The sequence below is a fragment of the Shewanella canadensis genome (assembly GCF_003966225.1).
GTDB classification, from domain to species: Bacteria; Pseudomonadota; Gammaproteobacteria; order Enterobacterales; family Shewanellaceae; genus Shewanella; species Shewanella canadensis.
This window is the reverse complement of the sequence record NZ_RXNU01000006.1, coordinates 279721-305438: the sequence shown is the minus strand read 5'-3', so window position 1 is coordinate 305438 and position 25718 is coordinate 279721. Positions and strand designations below refer to the sequence as shown.

At 45.9% G+C, this 25718-nt stretch carries 16 protein-coding genes; 11 read left to right on the top strand and 5 right to left on the bottom strand.

Features of this window, described 5'->3' with window-relative positions; translation table 11 throughout:
- Positions 1–34 precede the first annotated feature (34 nt).
- Positions 35–1414: a cysteine--tRNA ligase gene (gene cysS / locus EKG38_RS13760; protein ID WP_126520807.1), complete on the bottom strand. Its 1380-nt coding sequence runs from the start codon at positions 1412–1414 to the stop codon at positions 35–37.
- 316 nt (positions 1415–1730) lie between these two features.
- Between cysS and EKG38_RS13755 the strand changes: the two genes are divergently transcribed.
- Entirely contained in the window at positions 1731–2225 is a 495-nt protein-coding gene (locus EKG38_RS13755) for a peptidylprolyl isomerase (RefSeq protein ID WP_126520806.1), read from the top strand.
- A gap of 9 nt (positions 2226–2234) precedes the next feature.
- Positions 2235–2963: a UDP-2,3-diacylglucosamine diphosphatase gene (locus EKG38_RS13750; protein ID WP_126520805.1), complete on the top strand. Its 729-nt coding sequence runs from the start codon at positions 2235–2237 to the stop codon at positions 2961–2963.
- 31 nt (positions 2964–2994) lie between these two features.
- Here EKG38_RS13750 and miaE read toward each other — a convergent pair whose 3' ends face one another.
- Positions 2995–3771 carry a tRNA isopentenyl-2-thiomethyl-A-37 hydroxylase MiaE gene (gene miaE / locus EKG38_RS13745; protein WP_126520804.1) on the bottom strand — a complete coding sequence of 259 codons (777 nt, stop codon included), beginning with the start codon at positions 3769–3771 and terminating at the stop codon, positions 2995–2997.
- 390 nt (positions 3772–4161) lie between these two features.
- Here miaE and EKG38_RS13740 point away from each other — a divergent pair, with 390 nt between their 5' ends.
- Positions 4162–4758: a Yip1 family protein gene (locus tag EKG38_RS13740; RefSeq protein ID WP_126520803.1), complete on the top strand. Its 597-nt coding sequence runs from the start codon at positions 4162–4164 to the stop codon at positions 4756–4758.
- A 206-nt stretch (positions 4759–4964) separates the two neighbouring features.
- Here the strand turns inward: EKG38_RS13740 and glnS are convergent, their stop codons facing one another.
- The 3 genes from glnS to EKG38_RS13725 form a co-directional block, all read right to left on the bottom strand.
- A complete protein-coding gene (glnS, locus tag EKG38_RS13735) occupies positions 4965–6635 on the bottom strand; it encodes a glutamine--tRNA ligase (protein WP_126520802.1) in 1671 nt (556 codons plus the stop codon).
- A 162-nt stretch (positions 6636–6797) separates the two neighbouring features.
- A complete protein-coding gene (feoB, locus tag EKG38_RS13730; RefSeq protein WP_126520801.1) occupies positions 6798–9092 on the bottom strand; it encodes a Fe(2+) transporter permease subunit FeoB in 2295 nt (764 codons plus the stop codon).
- Positions 9085–9339, bottom strand: a complete 255-nt coding sequence (locus tag EKG38_RS13725; protein ID WP_126520800.1) for a FeoA family protein — start codon at positions 9337–9339, stop codon at positions 9085–9087. The genes feoB and EKG38_RS13725 overlap by 8 nt, the downstream gene beginning before the upstream one ends.
- Before the next feature lie 425 nt (positions 9340–9764).
- Between EKG38_RS13725 and EKG38_RS13720 the strand changes: the two genes are divergently transcribed.
- The 8 genes from EKG38_RS13720 to EKG38_RS13685 all read left to right on the top strand — a co-directional run bounded on the left by EKG38_RS13720 (position 9765) and on the right by EKG38_RS13685 (position 25497).
- Complete coding sequence (locus EKG38_RS13720) at positions 9765–10730, top strand: DmsE family decaheme c-type cytochrome (protein WP_439332661.1); 966 nt, start codon at positions 9765–9767, stop codon at positions 10728–10730.
- A 15-nt stretch (positions 10731–10745) separates the two neighbouring features.
- Positions 10746–12869 (top strand): MtrB/PioB family decaheme-associated outer membrane protein, encoded by a 2124-nt coding sequence (locus tag EKG38_RS13715; protein ID WP_126520799.1) that lies wholly within the window; start codon positions 10746–10748, stop codon positions 12867–12869.
- 122 nt (positions 12870–12991) lie between these two features.
- Positions 12992–14914, top strand: a complete 1923-nt coding sequence (locus EKG38_RS13710; protein WP_185826855.1) for an OmcA/MtrC family decaheme c-type cytochrome — start codon at positions 12992–12994, stop codon at positions 14912–14914.
- An 81-nt stretch (positions 14915–14995) separates the two neighbouring features.
- Positions 14996–17149: an OmcA/MtrC family decaheme c-type cytochrome gene (locus tag EKG38_RS13705; RefSeq protein ID WP_185826854.1), complete on the top strand. Its 2154-nt coding sequence runs from the start codon at positions 14996–14998 to the stop codon at positions 17147–17149.
- 521 nt (positions 17150–17670) lie between these two features.
- Positions 17671–19872 carry an OmcA/MtrC family decaheme c-type cytochrome gene (locus tag EKG38_RS13700; protein ID WP_126520796.1) on the top strand — a complete coding sequence of 734 codons (2202 nt, stop codon included), beginning with the start codon at positions 17671–17673 and terminating at the stop codon, positions 19870–19872.
- Positions 19873–20306: 434 nt separating this feature from the next.
- Entirely contained in the window at positions 20307–22289 is a 1983-nt protein-coding gene (locus tag EKG38_RS13695) for an OmcA/MtrC family decaheme c-type cytochrome (RefSeq protein WP_126520795.1), read from the top strand.
- A gap of 79 nt (positions 22290–22368) precedes the next feature.
- Positions 22369–23370 (top strand): DmsE family decaheme c-type cytochrome, encoded by a 1002-nt coding sequence (locus tag EKG38_RS13690; RefSeq protein ID WP_126520794.1) that lies wholly within the window; start codon positions 22369–22371, stop codon positions 23368–23370.
- 15 nt (positions 23371–23385) lie between these two features.
- Positions 23386–25497: an MtrB/PioB family decaheme-associated outer membrane protein gene (locus EKG38_RS13685; RefSeq protein ID WP_126520793.1), complete on the top strand. Its 2112-nt coding sequence runs from the start codon at positions 23386–23388 to the stop codon at positions 25495–25497.
- Positions 25498–25718: the final 221 nt, after the last annotated feature.

Here is a 25718-nt window from a genome sequence, read left to right as displayed (position 1 = left end):
TGATGCAGGCTTTTTTATTGGGTTTGAAAATGTTTTACTTCTTACGCCAGGTTGTACCTTCTGGTCCATCTTCTAAGATAACGCCAAGTGCATTCAAGCCATCACGGGCAACATCGGCAGCGGGCCAATCCTTTTCGACTCTCGCTCTGTTACGCTCGGCAATCAGGGCTTCGATCTCCGCCACTTCGTCTGTACTGCCTTCACCTTTAAAGAAAGTATCAACATCCTGGTCCAAAATACCTAATACATCGGCAAGCTCTTTAAGTTTTACACCCAGTGAGGATGCTTTAGCATTATCAGATTCTTTTAGACGGTTTATCTCTCGAACCATCTCAAATAGTACAGAGTAAGCTTCAGGCGTATTGAAATCATCGTCCATTGCGACCTTAAACTTAGCGACATACTCATCGGCGGGTGCAGCTTCAACCGACAGGTCTAAACCTTTGAGTGATGTATAGAGACGCTCAAGCGCTGACTTTGCCTGCTTGAGATTATCTTCTGAGTAGTTTAGTTGGCTACGGTAATGACCAGATAAAAGGAAATACCTCACGGTTGCCGCATCGTAGTGCTCTAAAACATCTCTGATGGTGAAGAAGTTGTTTAACGACTTTGACATCTTCTCTTTATCGACCATCACCATACCGGTATGCATCCAGTAATTGACGTACGGCGTGTTGTGAGCACAGCAAGACTGAGCAATTTCATTCTCATGATGAGGGAATTGAAGATCTGAGCCGCCTCCATGAATATCGAAATGTTGACCTAAGTGCTTAGAGTTCATTGCTGAACATTCAATGTGCCAACCAGGACGACCCGGTCCCCAAGGCGACTCCCAGGTAGGCTCTCCAGGCTTTGACATTTTCCACAGCACGAAATCCATTGGATCGCGTTTAGTGTCTTCCACTTCGACACGGGCACCGGCTTGTAACTGGTCTAAGTTTTGTCCGGACAGACGTCCATATTCAGGAAAAGAGGAGACGCTGAACAGTACATCACCATTACCTGACACATAGGCATGTTCTTTTTCGATAAGTTTTTCAACCATATCGATAATCTCTGGTATGTGTAGCGTCGCTCTTGGCTCAAAGTCGGGGCGCTTCATGTTTAGTGCATCAAAATCACGATGCATCTCGCCAATCAAACGTTCGGTCAATGACTCACAGCTTTCTTTATTTTCGTTAGCACGCTTAATGATCTTGTCGTCAACATCGGTAATGTTGCGCAGAAAGTTGACATCATACCCGGAGTAACGCAGGTATCTGACAATCATGTCGAAAGAGACAAAAGTACGACCGTGACCGATATGACAAAGGTCATAGATGGTTATCCCACACACATACATGCCAACTTTTCCTGGCTGTAATGGTTTGAATTCCTCTTTTTGGCGGGTCAGACTGTTGTATAACTTCAACATCGATATTCTCTTCAGCAAATATACCCAAGCCACTTCAAAATGCTGAATCCTGCATTTCGAGGTTGTTTGGGTATAACAATTAAATTAGCCGGTAAGTCTATCATTGCAAAGTATTGCTTCCAACAGTTTTAGCCAGATGTGAATGATTGAGCGCTGATTTAGTTAAACAGACAAAATAGAGCCGCTACCGTCGAGATTAATGACAGTTCGGTGGCATTTTCAGGCTCATAATTGTGTCTGGCTCTTTATGCAATATGGCAATTGCGTTAGAATCCAACCACAATTTATTATTGCTAAACTTACTGAGAATCAAAACATGATCACTCTTCACACCAACCACGGTGACATAACTCTTGAACTGGAAACAGAAAAGGCACCAATTACTGCTGAAAACTTTATCAATTACGTAAAAGATGGCTTTTACGACGGTACTGTATTTCATCGTGTAATCGACGGTTTCATGGTTCAAGGCGGCGGTTTCACTGAAGATATGGCTCAAAAGCGTTGCAATGAAACCATCAAGAACGAAGCGAGTAATGGCCTTTCTAATGTGACTGGTACTGTTGCAATGGCGAGAACCTCAGATCCACATTCGGCTACGGCTCAGTTCTTTATTAACATCAACGACAACACTTTCCTCGATTTCAAATCTGAATCGGCTCAAGGCTGGGGTTACTGTGTATTCGCTAAAGTGTCAGCAGGCATGGATGTGGTTAATAAGATCAAGGCTGTAAGCACTGGCAACCGTGGTATGCATCAAGATGTTCCTCTTGAAGCGGTTATCATTGAAAAAGTAACCATTGCTGAATAAGTCAGTTTAATGCGAACACTTTTTATTGGCGATCTGCACTTAAGTGCTGATCGCCCTGATATTACTCGTGCATTTAACGATTTTCTCGATAGCCAACTTGATGACGTTCAAGCCCTCTACATTTTAGGCGACCTGTTCGAAGTCTGGATTGGTGATGATTTGGCCGAACCTTTCGCTATCAATTTAGCTAAAAAGCTATATCGCTTATCCAAGCGTATGCCCGTCTACTACATTCATGGAAATCGCGACTTCCTTCTCGGCCAAGATTACGCAAAAAAAGCCGGTATAACCTTGTTGCCGGAAATCTATTGTATCGACCTGTACGGCGTGCCAACGGTTATTCTCCATGGTGATAGCCTATGTACCTTAGATAGGGCCTATCAAAGGTTCAGACGATTCAGAAACCTCAAGCTGGCAAAATGGATCTATGCTCACCTCCCCCGTAACACCAGACAAAATATTGCTCGCAATATCAGAAGTAAAAGTACTAAAAGCAATATGCAAAAGAGTGTTTCTATCATGGATGTCGAGCTAGATGCGGTAGCAGCGCTTCTGGATAGCACACAGACGGTACAGATGATCCACGGACACACTCACAGACCCGATATACACGAGATGAAATCGAGCTCAGGAATCACACTCAAACGTATCGTCGTTGGTGATTGGTATGAACAAGCCAGTGTATTAAGCGTATCTGCAGATAAATTAGATCTAACTGCGATTCCTTTCGAGAAATAGCCCTATTGAAGTTTCAGTCCATTATCTCAGGTTAAGCACCCGCCAAGGCCGGAACGCCGCTATGAAAGTTAAACTCATCATCAATTGAAGAGATTAGATGAGCCTCGCCCTCTGCAATAATCTCGATACGATCACTGATATCTCCACCGGCAAAAGTCCCAGCCAGTTGCAGGTAGTCTTGATAGTGTCTCGCCTCAGAGCGTAACAGTGACACATAAAATTTGTTCAACACGTCGTCTAAATGGGGCGCCAACTTTGCAAATCGCTCACATGAGCGCGCCTCGATAAATGCACCTATGATCAATTTATCGATTAATGCGGCGGGCTCATGGGTGCGAACCATTTTCATCATCCCCTTAGCATAGCGGCCCGCTCTCATGTTTTGATAGGGGATCTCCCTTTCATGCATGATCTCCAATACCTGCTCAAAATGGTGAAACTCCTCTTTTATTAATCGCACCATTTTTGCGATCAATACGGGCCCGTGTTCGAAACCATTTTTAGCGGTAAATCCACCCGTGAAGTCATTTTTCTTGCTATCGCGATTTAAAAATTCAGTGATATCTCGCTCTTTACAATAAACAAATTGCTCATAGGGCTTTGCCCAGTCAAGCATCTGCAGTCCACTCTCTCTGTCCAGAGCATATTTACGCACGAAAAACATCCCCGTTTGAGCAGCCTTAAGCTCACAATTACAATGATCGATAAGTAACGTGGCAAGATTCTCTGGCTTTATCGCTTCTTGAATCCAACTATCGGGAGTCGCACACTTTAAAAAAGCATCTATCGGGGCTAATAACTGCTGCATATCTCTCTCTAATCGTTAATTTCAACCAATACTATTGACCGTGAGGCTCGGTTCATACTGAAGAAGCAATTAATATTGAAGAAGCAACTAATCCATTTTCGCCATACGGCGTAAACTCAGTACAAAGCCCGCTACATATTTTATCAGCTTTGCCCGGCGACTTCCTACCACAAACAAAATCTCCTACCATAAATAAAATCAAAATCAATGGTAACTTGACTCTTAGCCGTTTATGTTCAATAAATAAACATACGCCTGACGTATTTTTAAACCGACTGAGTATGCATTGGGTATCGTGAGCCGAAAGGTCTTTGGGAAATAGGCCAAAAGGCATATAGGTTCGTCTGAAGTTTGGCGAGCATAAGTTACAGCTGAACAAGGATAATTATAATGATATTAAATCACTTAATGGGGCTATACACTCATCCTAAACAAGAATGGCATACCATTGAAAAAAGCCATGAAGCACTAAAAAGTAGTCTTAGCCATGTCTTACTGGTTGCACTCATTCCAGTGATCTGCACATTTATCGCCGCCACCCAGATTGGTTGGAACCTAGGGGTAGGTGAACCGCTATTTCTAACCCAACAGAGTGCATTACTCATGTCTGCGGGCATGTATTTCGGCTTAATTGCCGGCGTTTTTGCCTTAGCGTACCTCGCATTCTGGATGGCCAAAACTTTCGATGCTAAACCCAGCTATACCCAAGCTCTTGAACTTGCGGCCTATACAGCAACACCGCTATTTATGGTGGGGCTCGCATCTTTGTACCCTGCACTCTGGTTTATGATGGTCGTAGGTTTAATAGGGTTAGCCTATTCCGTCTACCTACTTTATACGGGCGTGCCTATCATTATGAACATTCCTGAAGAGAAAGGGTTTATCTACGCCAGTTCGGTAGTCACTGCAGGTTTAGTACTACTGGTAGCGCTGATGGCATCGAGCGTTATTCTGTGGAGTTTTGGATTTGGACCTATGTATCAATAGGATCCTAGAATCTAGAATCTAGAATCTAGGAACTAGAAACTAGAAACTAGAAACTAGAAACTAGAAACTAGAAACTAGAAACTAGAAACTAGAAACTAGAAACTAGAAACTAGAAACTAGAAACTAGAAACTATCAGAACAAAAAAGGCTTTAGGATCTCCCCCTAAAGCCTTTTTAATCTGGAAATGTTTTATATCACGATATAATTACTGAGATGAATCTCTTAGCGCTACAGTCAGGTTAAAGACCAAATTCTCTGGCGTAGAATCTTTGTTATCTGCACAGAAATAGCCTTCACGCTCAAACTGATAAGCCTTTTCAGCTTCGGCAGTAATAAGACCCGCTTCGACTAATCCATGAGTCACAACTAATGAGTCAGGATTCAATACTTCAGCTATAGTTTCAGCTGCAGCAGGGTTCGCATCGGTAAATAGACGATCATAGAGACGGAATTCAGCCGGCTTTGCCGTGCTGGATTCTACCCAGTGAATAACGCCTTTGACTTTACGTCCATCACTCGGGTTTTTGCCCAGAGTCTCATCGTCATAAGTACAATATATGGTGGTAATATTACCCTCAGCATCCTTGTCGCATCGCTCGGCTTTAATCACATAGGCGTTACGAAGACGAACTTCCTTACCTTGTACCAGACGCTTGTACTTTTTATTTGCTTCTTCACGGAAATCAGCGGCATCGATAAACAGTTCACGACCAAATGCCAACTCACGTTTACCCATCTCTTCATTGTTTGGATGAACAGGAGCATTGATGGTTTCAATCTGCCCTTGAGGGTAGTTTTCAATAATCACTTTAACTGGATTAATGACTGCCATAGCACGCGGTGCATGCTCATTAAGCTCTTCACGAATACACGCATCTAACATGCCGACTTCGATCATGTTCTCTTGCTTGGTCACACCAATGCGCTTACAAAACTCACGAATTGAAGCTGCGGTATAACCACGGCGACGCAGGCCTGCAATAGTTGGCATACGCGGGTCATCCCAACCATGAACGACGTCACTAACCACAAGGTCGTTAAGCTTACGCTTTGACATCAGGGTGTATTCTAAATTCAGTCTGGAGAATTCATACTGACGGGTTCTGTTCGGCGCTTTAAAATCATCCAGCTGATCGAGTACCCAATCATAAAGACGGCGATTGTCCTGAAATTCTAATGTACACAATGAATGACTGATGTTTTCAATCGCATCAGAGATACAATGGGTAAAATCGTACATCGGATAGATGCACCATTTATCACCACTCTGGTGATGGTGAGCAAAACGAATACGATAAATAACAGGATCGCGCATGCACATAAAAGAAGAAGCCATATCAATTTTGGCCCTAAGTGCACACTCACCCTCTTTGAACTCACCGTTACGCATTTTTTCAAACAGCTCAAGATTTTCCTGAACTGAAGTTTCACGATAAGGGCTGTTCTTACCAGGCTCTTTTAGTGTGCCACGGTATTCGCGGGTCTCTTCGCTATTGAGGAAACAGACGTACGCTAACCCTTTATCGATCAACTCAATGGCATATTGATGTAGCTTGTCGAAGTAGTTCGATGAATAACGGATCTCACCATCCCACTGAAAACCCAGCCACTTCACATCATCTTGAATCGAATGTACATAATCGATATCTTCCTTTTCAGGATTGGTATCATCGAAACGTAAATTACATAGGCCTTTATAATCTTGCGCTATACCAAAATTCAGGCAGATAGATTTAGCGTGACCAATATGAAGATAGCCATTTGGCTCTGGTGGAAAACGGGTATGTACACTTGTGTGTTTACCGCTTTCAAGATCTTCATCTATGATGTTACGAATGAAGTTACTTGGACGAACTTCGCTGTCCACATGACTCATGTGATTCCTCTTAAAGAACGATGATATTGATGTAATTAAAAAGATGATCCTATATCTCAGGGCGAGATACAACGGCTGATGTATAAAAATAACAAACAAAACATGATAAAACAAAAAAGCAGCGAAAAATCGCTGCTTTTTAAACCATGAACATCTTAACGCTTATTCGGTAATGATCTTTATACCTGGAATGATCGTCTGACTACGCTTTGCTTTTTGCTTTAACCACACATAGAAAACAACTAAGGCGGTTACAAAGAAGCCAATCCAGAGGCTCGACTGTAGCGGATGTGCGCTAAAGGTCGCAGCCTGATAGAAGATAGTTGCCGTTCCGTAGGCTAAGCCAAACGTCCAGGTTCCGGCGAAGGCAGCCCAGCGTCCGCCAAACTCACCAACCAGGGCTCCCATAGCGGCAACACAAGGTGTGTATAACAAGATAAACAACAAGTATGCAAAGGCTGCTGTCACACCAGAGAAACCAGCTTGTAGCGCACTAAAAGTAGAGGTATCGACTTCAAGCTCTTCAGAAGCCACTTCTATCGATGATACATCACCAACAGAGATTGACAGCGGATCATCTAGAGCGATACCAAACAGGTTCTCTGGAATCGTAGCCAGTGCTTCACTGAAGGTATCAGACAAAGGCGCCAACTCTTCTTCACCCGTACTTGGCGTGCTATATAAGCTGTTTAACGTACCGACAACGGCCTCTTTTGCGAAAATACCGGTAATGATACCAACGGTTGCCGGCCAGTTATCTTGCTCAACACCCATTGGTGCAAACAGAGGCGTAACCTTTTGACTCGCGACACTCAAGACTGACTCAGAACTATCTTCGTGACCAAATGAACCGTCGATACCGATAGCATTGACGAAGTTCAATAGCGTCACAACGATAACAATGGTTTTACCCGCGCCCATTATAAAGCTCTTGGTACGCTTGCCAGTTCGGTTCATCACTGTCTTGAACTTTGGCTTCTCGTAGCTAGGCAGCTCCATAACAACGGCACTACTACTTCCCGGTAACAGAGTCGAGCGAAGTAATAAGCCTGTTCCCACGGCGGCTAACACACCTATGATGTAAAGTAAGAATACCAGGTTCTGACCAGACTCTGGGAAGAAAGCGGCCGCGAAAAGTGCGTAAACAGGCAGGCGAGCACCACATGACATAAAGGGGGCCATCATGCCGGTTACAATACGCTCACGCTCACTACCTAAGGTTCTGGTTGCCATAATGGCAGGAACCGAGCAGCCAAAGCCTACAATCATAGGAACGAAGGCTTTACCGGGAAGGCCAATTCTGCGCATCAAGCCATCTACAACAAACGCCGCACGCGCCATATACCCAGACCCTTCCAGAACCGAAAGCGCAAGGAACAGTGCTGCGATGACAGGAATAAATGTCGCAACAGTTTGAATACCTTGTCCGACACCACCGGCAATAATAGTCACTAACCAGGTGGGAGACCCCATACCTAACATCAGAGCGCCTAAGTGGTCGACAAAAATAGCACCGGCCGTCATATCGAAGAAATCGATAAATGAACTACCCACATTGATGCTGAACATAAACATCAGATACATCACAAACAAAAAGACAGGCACGCCAGCGACGGGGTGAAGGATGACCTTATCCAACTTATCACTGAGGGTTTCTGCGCCATTGGCGTTTACCGATGAAGTGTAAACATTCTGAACAAAATCGAATCGGGTTGTCGCAACCATGATCTCGATATCTTTTCCTTGACTGGATAAAGACTCGGAGCATTGGTTAACTTCTTCTAACATTTGACCGTTTTTACACTTACCACAGCCTAAGCCGTTACCTAACATGGCAAGGGCACGTCCGCGGCTTAGATTGTCATCATTACTCAATAATGAATTTACACCCGTTTCAATGCGAGGATCATAGTCCAGCACTAAAGGGGCTTCAGACACTTTACCCTCAAGCAGATCGACTACTTGTGCTTTAACTTTTTCGATGTCGCCCTCATCGCGAGAACAGACACTGACAACCGGGCAACCTAATGTACGGGCCATCTGTTCTGCATCAACCTCAATACCATGCTTCTTCGCGGCATCGATTTTATTGAGCACCACGACCATTGGGATCCCAAGTTCGCGAAGCTGTACAGTTAAGTAGAGATGTCTTTCGATGTTCGTCGCATCGACGAGGTTGATGATGCCATCCACTCGTTGCTCGGCAAGGTACTGTTGAGCAATTTGCTCATCTAACGAACAATCGCAGCTGCTGCCCGCCGGAAGAAGGTCATAGATCCCCGGAAGATCGGTAAGGTAGACATCCGCGCCATTAAGCGTAAATAAACCTGTTTTCTTTTCGACGGTTACACCAGACCAGTTACCCACTTGCTGGTTAGCGCCGGTCAGCGCATTAAACAGTGTCGATTTTCCCGCATTAGGGTTACCGACGGTCACACAATGAAATTGCTTAGGCATCTGCTTTTTCCACCTCTACTCTTTCTACATCAATTACGTCAGCTAAATCACGACGCATACACAACTTGCTTCCTCTGATATCGAGTTCGAGCCCTGAGCCCATCGGCGCTTTTCGGATCATCAAGAAGGAGGTGTTTGGCGTGATCCCCATAGAAAGTAGTTTGCGTTTAACAACGGAAGGCAAACTTAATTGGCCTACCTCTGAAATAGTGGCGTGTTCGCCGGGATTTAAATCGCTTAATTTCATTATGCTCAATTACCTTTCGACAGGTCTCAATAATTCTTAAACTCGGATCAATTCTAACGGAGGCAAAACCAGAATAACTTTACCTAGATCAATGTTTGGTAGTGAAAACGAGAATAGTTTTCAATTGTATTATCTATTATGTGACAAAAGTCTCAACTAATACACTTTTAAAAACAATTCATTCTTGTTCTCAATTATACGTGAGAATGATTATCACTACCATGCAAATGGTAGGTAAACTGACACCAGACAAACGTGATCAAGATCACGTTTTTATTTTTACCTTCTAAATCAGCACTCTTTAGCTGGGTTATCGCACAAAAATGTTACTCACTTGTAGCAAAAATGCTCTACCATTCAACATTAGTAATTAACGCAATTACTAATGTATCTATTATTAGCATTTTAAGCGCTCGGGATGTGTGATGATGAATATGGAATCAGCTCGATTCAAACAAAAGGTCGTTGTCTTTCTTTTATTAGCTTTAACAACATTAAGTTTCAATACATTCGCCACACCATGGGATGATAGAGACCCTGCCGAAGTAGAAGCGATTCTCGACAGTAAGTTTGTCGAAGGGAAATACTCCCCGAAGGGTGCAGACTCTTGCCTTATGTGTCACAGAAAGAGTAGCGAGGTGATGGCGCTGTTTGATGGTGTTCACGGAAATCCTGACATTAGCGGCTCTCCCATGGCCGATCTTCAATGTGAAGCTTGTCACGGACCTCTGGGCAAGCACAATCGCGGCGGCAAAGAACCCATGATCACATTCGGAGCCAACTCTCCCGTCCCCGCTCAAAAACAAAATAGTGTCTGCCTCAGTTGCCATAATGATGAGCAACGCATGGCATGGAGTGGCAATCACCATGACAATGCCGATGTTAGCTGTAGCGGTTGTCATTTAGTTCATACAGGTAAAGATCCGATCCGTGACCGCAAGAGAGAAGTCGAAGTTTGCAGCTCATGTCACACCCAACAAAAAGCCGATATCCAGAAACGCTCAGCCCATCCCTTGAAGTGGCAACAGATGGTCTGCAGTGATTGCCATAATCCCCATGGAAGTTTAAGTGACTCGAACCTTAAGCAGATGAGTATTAACGAGAACTGCTACTCCTGTCACGCCGAAAAACGGGGCCCCAAACTGTGGGAGCATTCTCCGGTAAGTGATAACTGCGCTAATTGTCATAACCCACATGGCAGCGTCAATGAAAGCATGTTGATAAGTAAGCCCCCTCAACTGTGTCAACAATGCCATGCCTCAGATGGTCATGCTTCAAATGCCGTTTTTGCCAATTCAAATAATGCCTTTAATGCAGGGCAAAGTTGCATGAACTGCCACAGCCAGATCCATGGCTCTAACCATCCATCCGGCAAGCTGCTGCAGCGCTAATAGGGAGTGATAGAGATGAATAAACGAATTTATAATCCCGCACAGCTGCCAACAAGGCTGAGTTTAATCGCCATGGTGATAGGCAGCTTATGGTCACCGGTATACGCCGATGGTTATGGTTTATCTCAGGCTAATCGTGCAACCGTAAAACTGGATAAATGGCAGTGTAAACGCTGCGCTATATCAAGCGATAACAAGGGGACTATAGGTGCTGGAATCGCCTATAACGATGGAAGCGATATCCGTTTCGGGAATACCAGCGGCACCGATGAAGACGGCACAGTTGGCCATCTGGAAGCCGATATTCTATTAAAAAATGAATCCGGATATCAGACCCGAATCGAAGCCGACAAGCTTGGTTATGATAATGGCAGCGCCCAAGTGTCTACCGGTACTCCCGGACAATATGAAATTATCTTAGGCTATCGGGGAATCGCTAACTACGATACAAGCAGTGCATTGACGCCCTATATGATTGATGGCGATAAGATGAATTTGCCGGACAATTGGACAACAGGCGCTACAACGGGGCAGATGACAGAACTGTCAGGCAGTGCAGCCCCGATTGCACTCAAGACTCAACGCGATAGATTTAACCTCGGCGCAGATTATACCGGTAGCTTCTATAAGGCAGCGCTGGATTATCAGCATGAAGATCGTACAGGTAAGCGAACATTCAGCGGTAACTTGCTGACCAACAGTGTCATGCTGGCCCAACCCATCGACGATTCGACCGATAATTTAGGGGCAAAAATTTACTTTAATGGCGCCAACTGGCTAGCGGGTGTCGATGCCATGTTAAGTCATTACAACAATGACCATGAAGCCATCAACTGGCAGTCAGCGTTCACTCCCACTTTCGGTGCGGCATATAGAGGACAGAGTGCGTCACCCGCCGATAACAGAGCCTACCGTATCGCGGCCAATGCGCAGCTGGGCAGCAATGGACACCAGGTACTGATGCATACCGGCTTTAGCCGTTTCAGCCAAGATGAAACCTTCCTCCCGGCAACCATCAATGGTCCATCTCCAGCCCTCCCGGCCTCCAGTTTAGATGGGCAGATAGACCTGATAGAGATGACGCTCAAATATTCCGGACGAATTACACGTGAACTCAGTGTGCGTGCAGCATACGACTACAAGGACAGGGACAATAAGACCCGGGTTCTGAATATGCCCCAGGTGATCACTGACAGCTATTATGCCGGTACGGCTACCAACCCTGAATATGACCGAACCAGACAGAAAGCCACCTTCGCGGCTAAGTATCGATTCAGCCGCAACACCTACCTGGATACGGGTTATCGGTACGATCACAATAAGTACAGCGATCTCGACCGAGAGACACTGCATGAATCCGGTGTGTATGGACGGCTGAATTACCGCCCCTCCCAAGCCTGGTCTTTTGGCCTAAAAGCAGAAGTTAAGGATAGAAGTGGTAGCGAATACAGAATCGTCACAACCACATCGAGCATGAGCAATCCACTGATGAGAAAATCTTATCTCGCCGATAGAGAGCATCAGGAATACCGTTTACAGGCCGATTATAATGGCTCGGCGGCATTATCTGCCAGCGCCAACCTGCACGCCAGTCAGGATGATTATACCGATACAAACATAGGGCTTACCGACGTTAACACATCAGGTTATGACATCTCGGCTCAGTATCTGATCGATGACGACTTAAGCTTAAATGCATTTTTTAATCAAGACTGGCGCGATAGCAAGCAGGCCGGTAGCAGTAACTTCGGCAGTGCAAACTGGTATGCCAATTCAGATGAACGCTCCACGCTGGTTGGTGCTGGAATGCAGTATCAAAATCTGATGGACAACAGACTCTCTCTCGGTCTCGATTACAACTATTCCGATGGCCAGAGCGACACCGAGTTAACTCAAGGCCTCACATCTCCCTTTGGTGATTACTTCTCGACCAAACACAATATCAATGCATTTGCCGACTATCAGTTCAGTGAAAATATGGCAATTCGTGTCGATTGGATATTCGAGCATTATGAAGACGCCGACTGGAGTAATCAGGGGATAGCCTTAGACGCCATACCTAATGTACTGACCTTCGGCTCTCTCAGTCACGATTATAGTGCCCACTATCTTGGGTTGACGTTAAGTTATCACCTTTAAAATAAAGTTTTGGCCCCTGGATAACCTGGGGGAGTGGATAAGAGCATTCTTTTGGAAATATAAGATTTGGAAACATAAGATTTAGCAAGAGCAGAATTAGCACAGATCCCAAGGAAGATATGATGAATAAAAGCACAAAATCAAACATGGTGAGCCTGTACAGATTAATACCATTAACCTTAACAATGTTTCTTGCGGCATGCGGTGGCGGGGATGATGGCGCGCCGGGGAATCCCGGCGAACCTGGCGGCCCACCGGCGAGTGATATTTCCACATTAATGGTTGAGATCACTGATGTTACAACCGATGCGGGTATCGCAACGGTAATCTATCGTGTCAGCAATCAAGATGATGAACCGGTAGTGGGGATCAGCACAGCCACGTACATTGCCGCTCAACTGCTCCCCCAAGGCTACACCAATGCCGGTAACGCCAGCCAATGGCAGTACTTTACCTCTGAAAGCTGTACATCGACTTGCACCGGTGAACAGGTCGATCATAAAAACGGCAGCTACAGCTATACGTTCAGCACCGAATTTGACGGCTTAAATGATGTCAGCTATATGCCTGGATCGACTCAGAGGGTGATCATAAAAATTGGCGGAGACGCCCTGCCCGATGGCACTCCACTGCCAATCACGAACCAACACTTCGACTGGAGCGACAGCGGCGAGCCCGCCTATACCCGTGATCTTATCACCATAGAGACATGTAACACCTGCCATAACGACTTGGCTTTTCACGGTAGCAAGTACAACAAGATAGAGACCTGTGTAACCTGTCACAACACCGACAAGGTGAGTAACCCCGACAATATTTTCCCGCAGATGATCCACACTAAACATCTGATCGGTTTCCCCGGAGAATTAGCTGATTGCCAAACCTGCCACGTAGCAGATGAAACCTTAACCGAAAACATGAATTGGGCACGAGTTCCGGGAATGGAAGCTTGTGGTTCTTGTCATACCAATATTGATTTCCCCGCAGGCGAGGGACATCCGGCGCAAACGGATAACAGTAACTGTGTCGCCTGTCATAACTCAGACTGGACGGCGAGCGTCCACAATGATGGAGGTGACGATGAGGCGCTGGGACAATTTAACGCTAACATAGTGAGTGCGAGCCTTACAGACAACACTGTGACCTTTAGCATTACGCTAACCAATCCTGCCACAAACACGGTTTATGTTGATAGCGCCGATATGCTCGACTTTATCGACGATCTTCGCGTTTATGGTAATTGGGGCACCAGCTTCGATTATGCGCCTTCTGCTAAATCGATCAAACTACAAGACACTTCACCCATTTCAGGAAGTAACGGCACTTACACCTATGCAATTAGTGGCTTGACCATTCCTGCCGGAACCGAGTCAGACAAGGGAGTCTTAGCTATCCAGGGCAAACTCTGCTCATCGGAAGGTGAGCTAGGTGATTGCGAAGAGGATACGTTCTCGACAGTAAACATTAAATCGAGTCATCAGTTCTTCTCTGCCGCAGAGTTAACGGACACAGGAAGAAGAATCGTTGTGACCAACGAGACTTGTGGAAGTTGTCATGGCGTACAAGAGTTGAACTTCCACGGTTCGCGCAATGATTTAGAAGGTCAATGCCAGCTTTGTCATAACCCCAATATGACGGCAGACGCTACTGCATCAAATCCGTCAATTTCCACGGCAGACTACAAGCATCTGATCCATTCACTCCACAGTGCACAACGCGAGGGTTATGAAACGCTCAATTATCCGGGACAGATCGGAAACTGTGCGCAATGCCACGCCAGTAATGACACAGGACTTCTCAGCGCGGCGCTCCCCCTATATTCGGGTGTTAAACCATTAGCCATAAATAACGGCACCTTTACGAGCGCAACCGCAGCCATCTGCAGCGATTGTCACTTCAGTGATACAGCCCAAAGTCATATGACTCAGCAAGGCGCCGTATTTATGGGCAGTGAGGCCGATGTGACAGCGGGTACAGAAAGTTGTACGACTTGTCATGGCGTAGGTGCTCCGGCAGATATATTAAAAGTGCACCCCATTAACTAATAAGAATCAACTATTAGGCACTTATGCAATGAGTTGGTGAGTGCCCTCCCCCTTGATGATGCAAAAATGGAACGCAAAATTATGGATATAAAAAGAAAAGGTTCGACGCTTAGTCTGATTGCGCTAACTTGCTCTGCCCTGCTATTGGGTTGTGGAAGCGACGGTAAAGACGGGGAAGATGGAAAAGATGGCGTGATCGGTGTCAATATCGATTCCACGGCGACACTGTCTGCCAATATCACTACAGCCATGGTCACCGATGGCACGGTTACCATTAATTTTGACCTGACTAATGCCAATGGCGTCGCGATACTGGGTCTAACCAAAGACCATGACCTGCGCTTTGGTATTGCCCAGCTCACCCGAATCAGTGAAACCATGGGTGAAACAGAGGTCGACAGAGGATTTCATTGGCAGGCCTATATCAATGCCGAGAAGACACCTAACCCGGATTGGATCCCCGAAGGTGAATCGCACATCAATCCCTCGAACCAATACCAGGCCAATGTTGAGAAAGCTGCCGATTGCGATGAGTGTTTCCTCGATAATGGTGACGGTAGCTACGCCTACACATATCAGGTCAATATTGCTGAGGTGACAGAGCCTTTAACGATTACTTACAGCGCCGACTCGACTCAAAGGGCGACACTGGAACTTGAGCTTCCTCAGGTAACGGCCAATGCCTTCCTGGATTGGCAACCCTCGTCAGAGTCTAGCGAAGGCATTCAAACCCGAAATGTCGTCTCCATCGAAGCCTGTTATACCTGTCATCAAGTCGAAAGCCTGGCGCTTCACGGTGGACGAAGAATCGCGATTGAAAACTGCGCATCTTGTCACACCTCGACCTCTGGCGATCCGGAGAGTGGAAACAGTGTCGAATTTACCTATATGATCCATGCGATTCATAAAGGAAATGAGAGGATGACCAGCACAGCCGATGGTATGGTCCCTGCCCCATATAAAATAATAGGTTATGGCGGCGGAATACATGATTATGGCAAGGTGATGTTCCCACAAGGCCCCGCTGCCGATTGCAGCACCTGTCACGTGGAGGGAGAAGGCGCACCAGCCGATGCGGCTCTGTTTAAGGCCGATCTTAGCAATACCGCTTGCGTGGGTTGCCACACCGAAAAGCCGTCGCAAAATCATAGCAGTACTAACTGCATGGGTTGCCACAACTCAACCGATACTTACCCCGGAACCGGCAATGCAGAGAAACGTCACGGCGATATAATGAAAGCCTACAACGATGCCAGCGCGATGGGCGCCGCATTCAGTAATATAGGTTTAACTGCCGATGGAAAAATCAAATTTGATCTGCAAATTTTCGATGCTGCTGGCACCGCTATTGCGGGCGAATTTATCAACCAAGGGACTCGAGTCGTCGTAGCATGGGACAGTGACAAAGACTATCCGGCGTACATGGATGCCTCCTACAGCAATCGCCGCATCAAACTCAGCGAAGGCACATATGATGCCAACACAAAGACCTTCACCATCACAGGCAATAACTTCGATATGCCGAGCTATGCCGATGGCAAAACCTTCGAGCTCTGGTCTGCCGTCGAAGTCTGCTTTAACAAGGGAGGCTATGGCGTGGCAGAAGTGGTGATGACAGAGTGTTCCGACAATACGCGTTCTATCGAGGTTAAAGAGGAACCCTATCACTTTGTATGGTCCGGTACGGGTATGGATCCCGACGCTCAGGCCGCCACAAGGCGCAATATCATAGATACGACTAAGTGTCAGGCTTGTCATAATCAAGAGGTGTTCCATTACGATAACGGCGTCAACTGTCAGACCTGTCATACATCGGACAAAACCACTAAATCAGATGAGAGCTACCCCGGCGGCAAGAAACCGACCAGTTTCGCCTATAAGGCTCACGCAGCAGAGGGACACTACCTCAAATATGCAGGCGTCGAATCCGGGACCGTGCTAAAAACGGATTGTCTGACCTGTCACACAGATGACGGTATAAAATTGGGTCGCGTGAGCGATAGAGTTTGGCGCTTTGGCCATAAAGTCACAGGTGAAGACATCTGGGTCTCATCGGATGCGGGAACCTGTCTCTCCTGTCATCAAAAGTACCTCAGTGATGCCGGGGCCAGCCATATCGTCACTAACGGCGGTATTTTAGATGGTACTAGTGAAGAGGATGTTCAAACTCGTGCCAGCGAAGCCTGCTCGACCTGTCATACACCAGAGCAGATAACGTCTTTACATGGTAATTAACGTTCTACTCTAGCCAAGCAAAAGGGAGGCTAGCCTCCCTTTTTTCTAGTCGCCCGTCTAAAAGAGCAAGAGCAGAGCTAATATCTCTAGCCAACAAGATACGGTTATTAACCCGATACCAGTCTCAAAAACACCTATACTCAACACTTGTAACAGACGTTTTCGCAAACTCTTGTTTATATCCTTCTAAACAATAAATTATGCCGAAATAATTGGAAAATCCATTACACTGAAATTGAACAATTCTCCAACAAAATGGTTAAAATAAAAGGAATATTTATTGTTCTGTCTCAAAAACGGGTCCGATCTACCTACCCCTAAAGAAATAGTCGGACCTAACTCACATAAAGCGCTTAAAACACCTGCTAAAAAGTCCCTGCTTAGATAGCCTATAGGTGGAAATTAATTCCACACACTAAACACTTGTTTATTAACGATTTGATAATAAGAATCACTCTCATATAAAGATGAGCTTAATTAGATTTGTTTAGTGATGATTAAAACTATTGCAGGGAATAATCATGATGAAAAAGTTCAATTTTAGTGCAGCGACAAAAGCTGTATTAGGTGCAGGACTGCTGTCATTTGTCATTACCGGTTGCGGCAGCGACGGTAAAGATGGTGAAGACGGCAAAGATGGCGTTGTTGGTGTAAACATCGACGCCGCAAAAAGTGTAAATGCGATATTTACTAACGCTACAGTAGAAGCGGGAGTCGTATCTGTCGATTTCAAGCTTCAAAATGACAACGGTGTCGCCGTTCTTGGTTTAACCAAAGATCACGACTTACGTTTCGGTATCGCTCAACTGAGCCATGTCACCGAGATGATGGGTGAAACCGAAGTTGATAGAGGCTACCAATGGGAAGCTTATATCAATGCTGAAAAAGCACCGAATCCGGACTGGGTTCCTGAAGGTGAATCACATATCAACCCATCAAATCAGTTCCAGGCTAACGTAGAGAAAGCCGGCGACTGTGAGACTTGTTTTGTCGATAACGAAGATGGTAGTTACACCTACACCTACCAGCAAAATATCGGTAGTGTCGTTGAACCTGTCGAAGTTACTTACAATGCAGATGAAACTCAACGCGCCACTATGGAACTTGAGCTTTCAAGCTTTGCTGCCAATGCCAACTACGACTGGCAGCCATCGAGTGGCGCAACCGAAGGTATTCAGACTCGTAACGTTGTTTCAATCGAAACATGTTACAGCTGTCATCAGCCAGAGAGCCTCGAGCTTCATGGCGGTCGCCGCATCAACATCGAAAACTGTGCATCTTGTCACACTGCAACTTCAGGCGATCCTGAAAGTGGCAACAGCGTCGACTTTACCTTTATGATCCATGCGATCCACAAAGGTCAAGAGAGAATGACCAGCACGCCAGAAGGCATGGTTCCGGCTCCATATAAAGTTATCGGATATGGCGGCGGCGTTCATGATTATGGCAAGGTGATGTTCCCGCAGAAGCCTGCTGCAGATTGTTCCTCTTGTCACGTTGAAGGCGAAAATGCACCGGCAAATGCCGACCTGTTTAAAGCAAACCTGAGTAACACGGCTTGTGTAGGTTGTCATACAGAGAAACCTTCTCAAATGCATAGCAGCACTGATTGTATGTCTTGCCATATCGAAGAGGGTTATGCTCGCAGTGGTGTTGAAGCTCATGGCGATGCAACTAAAGCCTATGACGTAAGCAAGAACTACTCGGCAACATTCAGCAATATCAAACCTGAAGGTCAAGGCCTGAGCTTTGATGTACAGCTTCTTGATGATGCTGGTACTCCAATTGCTAAAGAGTTTATCTACAAACTAGGTTATTCAAACCCATACATCGTTGTATCTTGGGATGTCGATGCCGATTACCCTGCATACAAAACGGGTAGTAAATACTCAGAGCGTCGTATTAGCTTATATGATTCATCACAGGCTACCTATGATGAAGCTAACAAGACGTTCAGTGTTGTCAGTGCAAACATAGAGTTACCTGCAGACATCAATGGTAAGAGCTTCGAGCTACTTCCTGTTATTAAGACATGCTTTAAGAAAGGTGGCTACGGTCGTCCGCTTGTTGAGCCTATGTCTTGCTACGATGACGATGGTGTAACCATTGCTGGTAACGCAAAAGCGGCCTACATCCAAGACGAGCCAATGCGCTTCATCTGGAATAATGGTCAATCTGAAGAGCCAGCTGTTGCTCGTCGTTCAATTGTCGATGATGCCAAGTGTCACAGCTGTCACGGCGCCGAGTTCTACCATGACTCTAACGGTGTCAACTGTCAGGCATGCCACACTTCAGATAAGGCTGTCAAAGAGTCTGAGCGTAATTCTGGTAAGTTTGACAAGCCAACAAGCTTCGCTTACAAGGCGCACCACGCAGATGGTCACTACCTGAAGTATGCGGGTGTTGGTTCTAAAACAGTTGTTAAAACAGACTGTAAGACATGTCATACCGATAACGGGTTTGAGCTGGGCCGCTCTCCAGAGCGTGTTTGGAACTACCCTAATATGGAGACATTGGATAGCACAGGTATCTTCGTTTCATCTGATGCCGGTACTTGCTTAAGCTGTCACCAGAAGTACCTTGACGATGCTGCTAAGTCTCACATTGTCTCTAACGGTGGTATCCTTGACGGTACAAGTACAGAAGACGTTCGAACACGTGCTGCTGAAACTTGTCAGACTTGTCACTCACCAGAGAAAGTAATAGCACTTCACGGTCACTAATTTTGTGATAATGAAGTAGCTTTAGCGGTGATTATCTTAGTCATAATCTAAGTCATCACCGCTACCTAAATAAAGGGAGGCAATGCCTCCCTTTTTACTATCTTGAATACAGAAATCTCTTTTCATAAAAACAAACAAATTTGTATCATTTTCAAACAAGATGTTGACCTAAACGCTGATAAAATCAGCATTTTATTGATTTAGACTAAGCTTTCCTCCCCCCCCCCTATACCCCTTTATAAATAGGCTGATCTAGGTCACACATTAAGAGCTGATTTGCAGATTTTCAGCCCCTATTACGTTAGCCTTTCATTGGGGAATTTTATTTCCAGCATTGACCTAAGTAGCACATTTATAATGAAAAAATGCAAATGAGAATCACTATCATCTTGCAACCAGCACTTAAGCCAATGTCAAACCTATGCAGGGAAAAAATGATGAACGTAAAAAATAATAAATTTGCGCTGCTTCTGGCAGCAAGCGCCGTCTCTATGGCCTTAACAGGTTGTGGTGGCAGTGATGGTGATGATGGCAATAACGGCAAGCCTGGCGGTCCGGTTGCCGAATATATCAATACGTTAAACTTAGACGTGACTAAGGTCACCTATGTCGATGGCATGCCTAGCATCGAAGTCTTCGCCACAAACGAAGAAGATCTTCCCGTAGTTGGTCTGAAAGACTTTGAAGTTAAAAAAGTTGCCCAGCTACTTCCACAAGGCTCAACCGGTGCAGGCGATAATGCACAGTGGCAGGTTATCGGCTCACAAAAAACTTTCATCGATAACCAAGATGGCAGTTACACCTTCGACATCGAAGTTGAAGGATACAACTCAGCATTAACCCAACGCTATAATGTGATTGCCAAAGCTTCAACACTGTTAGACGGCGTCACACCGGTTCCTCAAGCCGAGATCGCAGAAGATTTCAGTGGTGAAGGCTATGAAGCCACATACACCAAGGATATCGTCTCAACCGCTAGCTGTAATGCCTGTCATGCCGAAGGCGAGAAAATTTATCACAGCTACATGACACAAGAGACTTGTGCGACTTGTCATACGAAAGAATACGCTGAAGAGCGTGGCAAGCCAGAAATTGAGTGGAACCACCTAGTTCACAACGTCCATAACTCTGCCAAAGGCTACAAAGCCGACAGAGATACCGGCGAGTTCACTAAAGATGCAGTGACGGCTCAGCATATCGTTCAAAATGACTGTACAAACTGTCACGTTGCGCCAGAAGATGGCACAGAAGGTTTGACTGAATGGGGTAACTGGACTCGCGTTCCAACCATGGAAACTTGTACCAGCTGTCACGTTAACATCGACTTCGAAGCAGGCAAGGGTCACTCACAACAGGCTGACAACAGCAACTGTGTTGCGTGTCACAACGCTAGTTGGACCGAAGAGCTTCACACACAAGACGCGCTCCAGAAGAAAGCCGTTATCGATCAAATTGGCATGAATGCAACGCTTACAGCGGTTCAGGATGATAAGAGTGCCAATCTGACCATCAGCTTTACCGATAGTGCCGGTAATGTACTGGATGCCACTAACTTGCTGCCAAAGATTAAGCGAGTAGAGAGCATCACAAACGTTGGCCCTAACTTCCCAATCATGGGTTATAACCCAAGTCCTGGAAATGGTGAGCACAAAGTCGCACTGGATCTTGTCCAAAGTGGCGCACTAGCCAACAATGCTGAAATCGCCGATGGTAACCTGGTTATCAATACAGGTGTCCTACCTTTCGGTGCTGCGGGCACAGATACAGACACTGCATTTAGCTTTATCGGTCTGGAAGTATGTAGTGATGGTGCTGAACTCATCAACTGTGCAGAAGGCGTTGCGACCACCAGTATGAAAGCTGAACTGGCACATGGCACACTTTCTGGTGAAGCGCCTAGTACTCGTCATATCGATTCGGTGAACTTCGCCACTTGTGAAAGCTGTCACGGTGAAACGTTTGAGCTTCATAAAGGTTATCACGCCGGCTTCATCATGACTGAGCAACTTGGTCGCGAAGTTAACGGTCAGATGACTGTGGGTGTCGATGGCTGTGTGGCTTGTCACACACCAGACGGTACATACATGAGCGGCGGTAACAAAGGCGCATTCGAGATGAAACTGCACGTGGTTCACGGTGAGCAAGGTATCATCAAAGACTGTGCTCAGTGTCACAATGACTTTAACCTTGACGCGTTCAAAGTTAAAGGTGCACTGGCAACGCCTGCAGGATACACCACGCCTATTGCCGCAACCTGTACTTCTTGTCATACGTCAGACAGCACTAAGCTTCACGCTGTTGGTCAAGGTGCGATTATCGATGGTTCTTATGAAGCTGCGAACGATGCAGCACAGCTTGAAACTTGTTTCTTCTGTCATAACCCTGCCATCAGCGATCACACTCAGGTGAAGATGTAATTTGCCAAAGGTTTATTGAAAAGAGGGGGAGTTGACTCCCCCGTTTTCTCTCTTATTTGTGCAAATTAGGAAGTCTAATATGAAAATCACAAACAAATTTAAAACACTCTCGATGGCAGTATTGCCAGCACTTATGATTTCAGCGGTACTCTCACTCGGCTTTGCATCGACTGCAACAGCCTCTAAGTGGGACGCTAAGATGACACCTGATGAAGTTGAAGCGACTTTAGACCAAAAATTTGCCGAAGGTAAATACTCATCTAAAGGTGCAGACTCTTGCTTAATGTGTCACAAGAAATCAGAAAAAGTCATGGATATCTTCAAAGGTGTTCACGGCTCAATTGATTCGAGCAAAAGCCCGATGGCAGGCCTCCAATGCGAAGCGTGTCACGGTCCGTTGGGTAAGCATAACAAGGGTGGTAAGGAACCGATGATCGCCTTCGGTCCTGACTCGACTCTGTCTGCCGAGAAGCAAAACAGTGTCTGCATGAGCTGTCACCAGGATGACAAGCGTATGGCGTGGAATGGTGGACACCATGACAATGCCGACGTTGCCTGTGCATCTTGTCACTCCGTTCATACTGACAAAGATCCAGTGCTTTCTAAAAACACAGAGATGGAAGTCTGTACCAGCTGTCATACCAAGCAAAAAGCGGACATGAACAAGCGCTCCAGCCACCCAATGAAATGGGCTCAAATGGTGTGTAGCGATTGTCATAATCCACACGGTACGCTAGCCGATTCTGACCTGGTTAAACCAAGCGTCAACGAGACATGTTATTCATGTCACGCCGAGAAACGTGGCCCAAAGCTGTGGGAGCATGCACCCGTAACTGAAGATTGTGTGACGTGTCATAACCCACACGGCTCGGTTAATGAAGCCATGCTCAAGACTCGTGCTCCACAACTTTGTCAGCAGTGTCACGCCAGCGATGGCCATGCAAGCAGAGCCAACTTTGGTAACACAGGTCAAGGTTCAAGTGTCGGTGATAATGCCTTCACTGGTGGCAACAGTTGCTTAAATTGTCACAGCAAGATCCATGGTTCTAACCATCCATCTGGCAAGCTGTTCCAGCGTTAATCAGGAGACGAGAAGATGAAATTCAAATTAAATTTAGTCACCCTCGCTCTACTTGCTAACGCAGGTGTAGCCGGAACATTAATGACTAGTACTGCTGTTGCAGCCGAAGGCTACGGCCTTCAAAATGCGAACACAACTAAGGTTAAGTTCGAGAAATGGGTCTGTAAACGTTGTGAAGTTGAAACAGGCTTTGCAGGCACCGTCGGTGTCGGCGTGGGTTACAACGACAGTGACGACATTCGTTCGGCAAACGCCTTTGCCGCCGAAGATGAGTTTGCAGGCAAGGTCGACGCCGATCTTACCTATGCAGGCAAAGGTGGTTACCGAGCCAGCATCGAAGCCGATAATCTTGGCATGGAAAATGGCCGCTTAGATATCAATGCTGGTAAGACAGGTCAATACAACTTGAACCTGAACTACCGTCAAATTGCGACCTACAAGACTGACAGTGCGATGACTCCATATCAAGGCGTCGGTGGAGATGACCTCACCCTGCCCGGTAACTGGCAAACTGCAGGTTCCAGCCAAGATATGAGCCAGCTCTACTCCAGCTTGAACCCAACAGAGCTATCGCTCAAGCGTAAGCGTACCGGGATGGGCATCGAGTACCAAGGTGAAGAGTTATGGAGCACCTACGTCAACTATCAACGTGAAGATAAATCGGGCCTTAAGCAAACATCTGGGAGCTTCTTTAATCAGTCGATGATGCTTGCCGAGCCGGTTGATTACACCACTGATACCATTGAAGCAGGTGTTCGCTTCGCTGGCGACAACTGGTTTACAGCCATTAACTACAATGGCTCTATCTTCAAAAATGAATATAGTCAATTAGGCTTCGATAACGCGTTTAACCCAACCTTTGGTGCGGCGACACGCGGTTATATGTCACTCGATCCGGATAATGAATCTCATACGGTTTCATTGATGGGACAAGTGACCGCCGACAAGACGATCATGAGCGGTCGCGTCCACTACGGTCAGATGACTCAAGATCAAGAGTTTGTGACTTCCGGTTATGGTTATCAAGCACCGGCGGAATCTCTCGATGGTCGTGTCGATATGACTGGGGTTAACCTCAAGTTAATCTCACGTATTAATCGTAGTGTTCGCCTTAATGCGAGTTATGACTACACAGATCGTGATAACAAGACCAATGTTGAGCAGTGGACTCAGATCAGTATCGACGAGGTCAATGGTCAAGCGGCTTATAACACGCCTTACGATATCACCACCCAACGCGCTAAGTTAGGTGTCGATTATCGTATTACTCGTGGAATGAAACTCGAAGCCGGCTACGATTACCGTACCGATGACCGCAGTTACCAAGATCGCGAAACCACTAACGAACATACGCTTTGGAGTAAATTCCGTCTAAGCGCGTTTGAAAACTGGGATATGTGGATCAAAGGTAGTTATGGCGAGCGTGATGGTTCTGACTATCAGGCATCTGAGTGGACCTCATCAGAGTCTAACGACCTGTTACGTAAGTACAATATGGCCGACCGTAAGCGTACTATGATTGAAGCTCGTGTGACTCACAGCCCAATCGATACGCTTACATTAGACTTTGGTACTCGTTACGCGATTGATGACTACAACGACACTCAAATCGGTCTGACCGAATCGAAAGATTTGAGTTACGATGCCAGTGTCAGTTACTTGCTCAACGATGATATGACTGTGACGGCCTTTTATAACCGTCAGAACATCGACTCAGACCAAGCAGGCAGCAGCAACTTTGCCGAGCCAAACTGGACTGGCACAGTCGAAGATCAGGTCGATGTTATCGGTGCCGGGTTTAGCTATAACAATCTGATGGAGAAGAAGTTACGTTTAGGCGTTGACTACACTTACTCTGATTCAGACAGTAACACTCAAGTCACTCAAGGTATTACAGGTGATTATGGGGATTACTATGCTAAAGCTCATAACGTCAACATCTATGGTCAATATCAAGCCACACCAAAAATGGCTTTGAGATTAGATTATAAGATGGAGAAGTACCAAGATAATGATGCAGCAAATGAGATAGCACCAGATGGTATCTGGAACGTAGTCAGCTTTGGTTCTAACAGCCACGACTACACAGCACATCTTATTATGTTGAGCATGAGTTATAGACTGTAAGCTATAAGCTATAAGGAAGGCCAGATTCCATTAATATGGAGCTGGCCTTTTTATTTTGACCTGAATGTTAGCCTTCAAACTCATATCCTAAAACCGCGAGGGGGTTTTACTCAACTTAAAAGCGCTCACTTACAAACCTTGAACTGGATCTGAACTATCACTTAAATCTGTCTCCAGTCTCGAATTTGGCTTGAATTGTGGTTCACTTTAGTGGATCGTAA

Bases quoted from the DNA above. Each gene is read 5' to 3' on its own strand.
- glnS (WP_126520802.1), bottom strand. From the start codon at position 6,635: ATGAGTCATGTGGACAGCGAAGTTCGTCCAAGTAACTTCATTCGTAAC.
- miaE (WP_126520804.1), bottom strand. From the start codon at position 3,771: ATGCAGCAGTTATTAGCCCCGATAGATGCTTTTTTAAAGTGTGCGACT.
- EKG38_RS13740 (WP_126520803.1), top strand. From the start codon at position 4,162: ATGATATTAAATCACTTAATGGGGCTATACACTCATCCTAAACAAGAA.
- EKG38_RS13755 (WP_126520806.1), top strand. From the start codon at position 1,731: ATGATCACTCTTCACACCAACCACGGTGACATAACTCTTGAACTGGAA.
- EKG38_RS13695 (WP_126520795.1), top strand. From the start codon at position 20,307: ATGATGAACGTAAAAAATAATAAATTTGCGCTGCTTCTGGCAGCAAGC.
- feoB (WP_126520801.1), bottom strand. From the start codon at position 9,092: ATGCCTAAGCAATTTCATTGTGTGACCGTCGGTAACCCTAATGCGGGA.
- EKG38_RS13720 (WP_439332661.1), top strand. From the start codon at position 9,765: ATGATGAATATGGAATCAGCTCGATTCAAACAAAAGGTCGTTGTCTTT.
- EKG38_RS13725 (WP_126520800.1), bottom strand. From the start codon at position 9,339: ATGAAATTAAGCGATTTAAATCCCGGCGAACACGCCACTATTTCAGAG.
- EKG38_RS13715 (WP_126520799.1), top strand. From the start codon at position 10,746: ATGAATAAACGAATTTATAATCCCGCACAGCTGCCAACAAGGCTGAGT.
- EKG38_RS13690 (WP_126520794.1), top strand. From the start codon at position 22,369: ATGAAAATCACAAACAAATTTAAAACACTCTCGATGGCAGTATTGCCA.
- EKG38_RS13750 (WP_126520805.1), top strand. From the start codon at position 2,235: ATGCGAACACTTTTTATTGGCGATCTGCACTTAAGTGCTGATCGCCCT.
- cysS (WP_126520807.1), bottom strand. From the start codon at position 1,414: ATGTTGAAGTTATACAACAGTCTGACCCGCCAAAAAGAGGAATTCAAA.
- EKG38_RS13685 (WP_126520793.1), top strand. From the start codon at position 23,386: ATGAAATTCAAATTAAATTTAGTCACCCTCGCTCTACTTGCTAACGCA.
- EKG38_RS13700 (WP_126520796.1), top strand. From the start codon at position 17,671: ATGATGAAAAAGTTCAATTTTAGTGCAGCGACAAAAGCTGTATTAGGT.
- EKG38_RS13710 (WP_185826855.1), top strand. From the start codon at position 12,992: ATGAATAAAAGCACAAAATCAAACATGGTGAGCCTGTACAGATTAATA.
- EKG38_RS13705 (WP_185826854.1), top strand. From the start codon at position 14,996: ATGGATATAAAAAGAAAAGGTTCGACGCTTAGTCTGATTGCGCTAACT.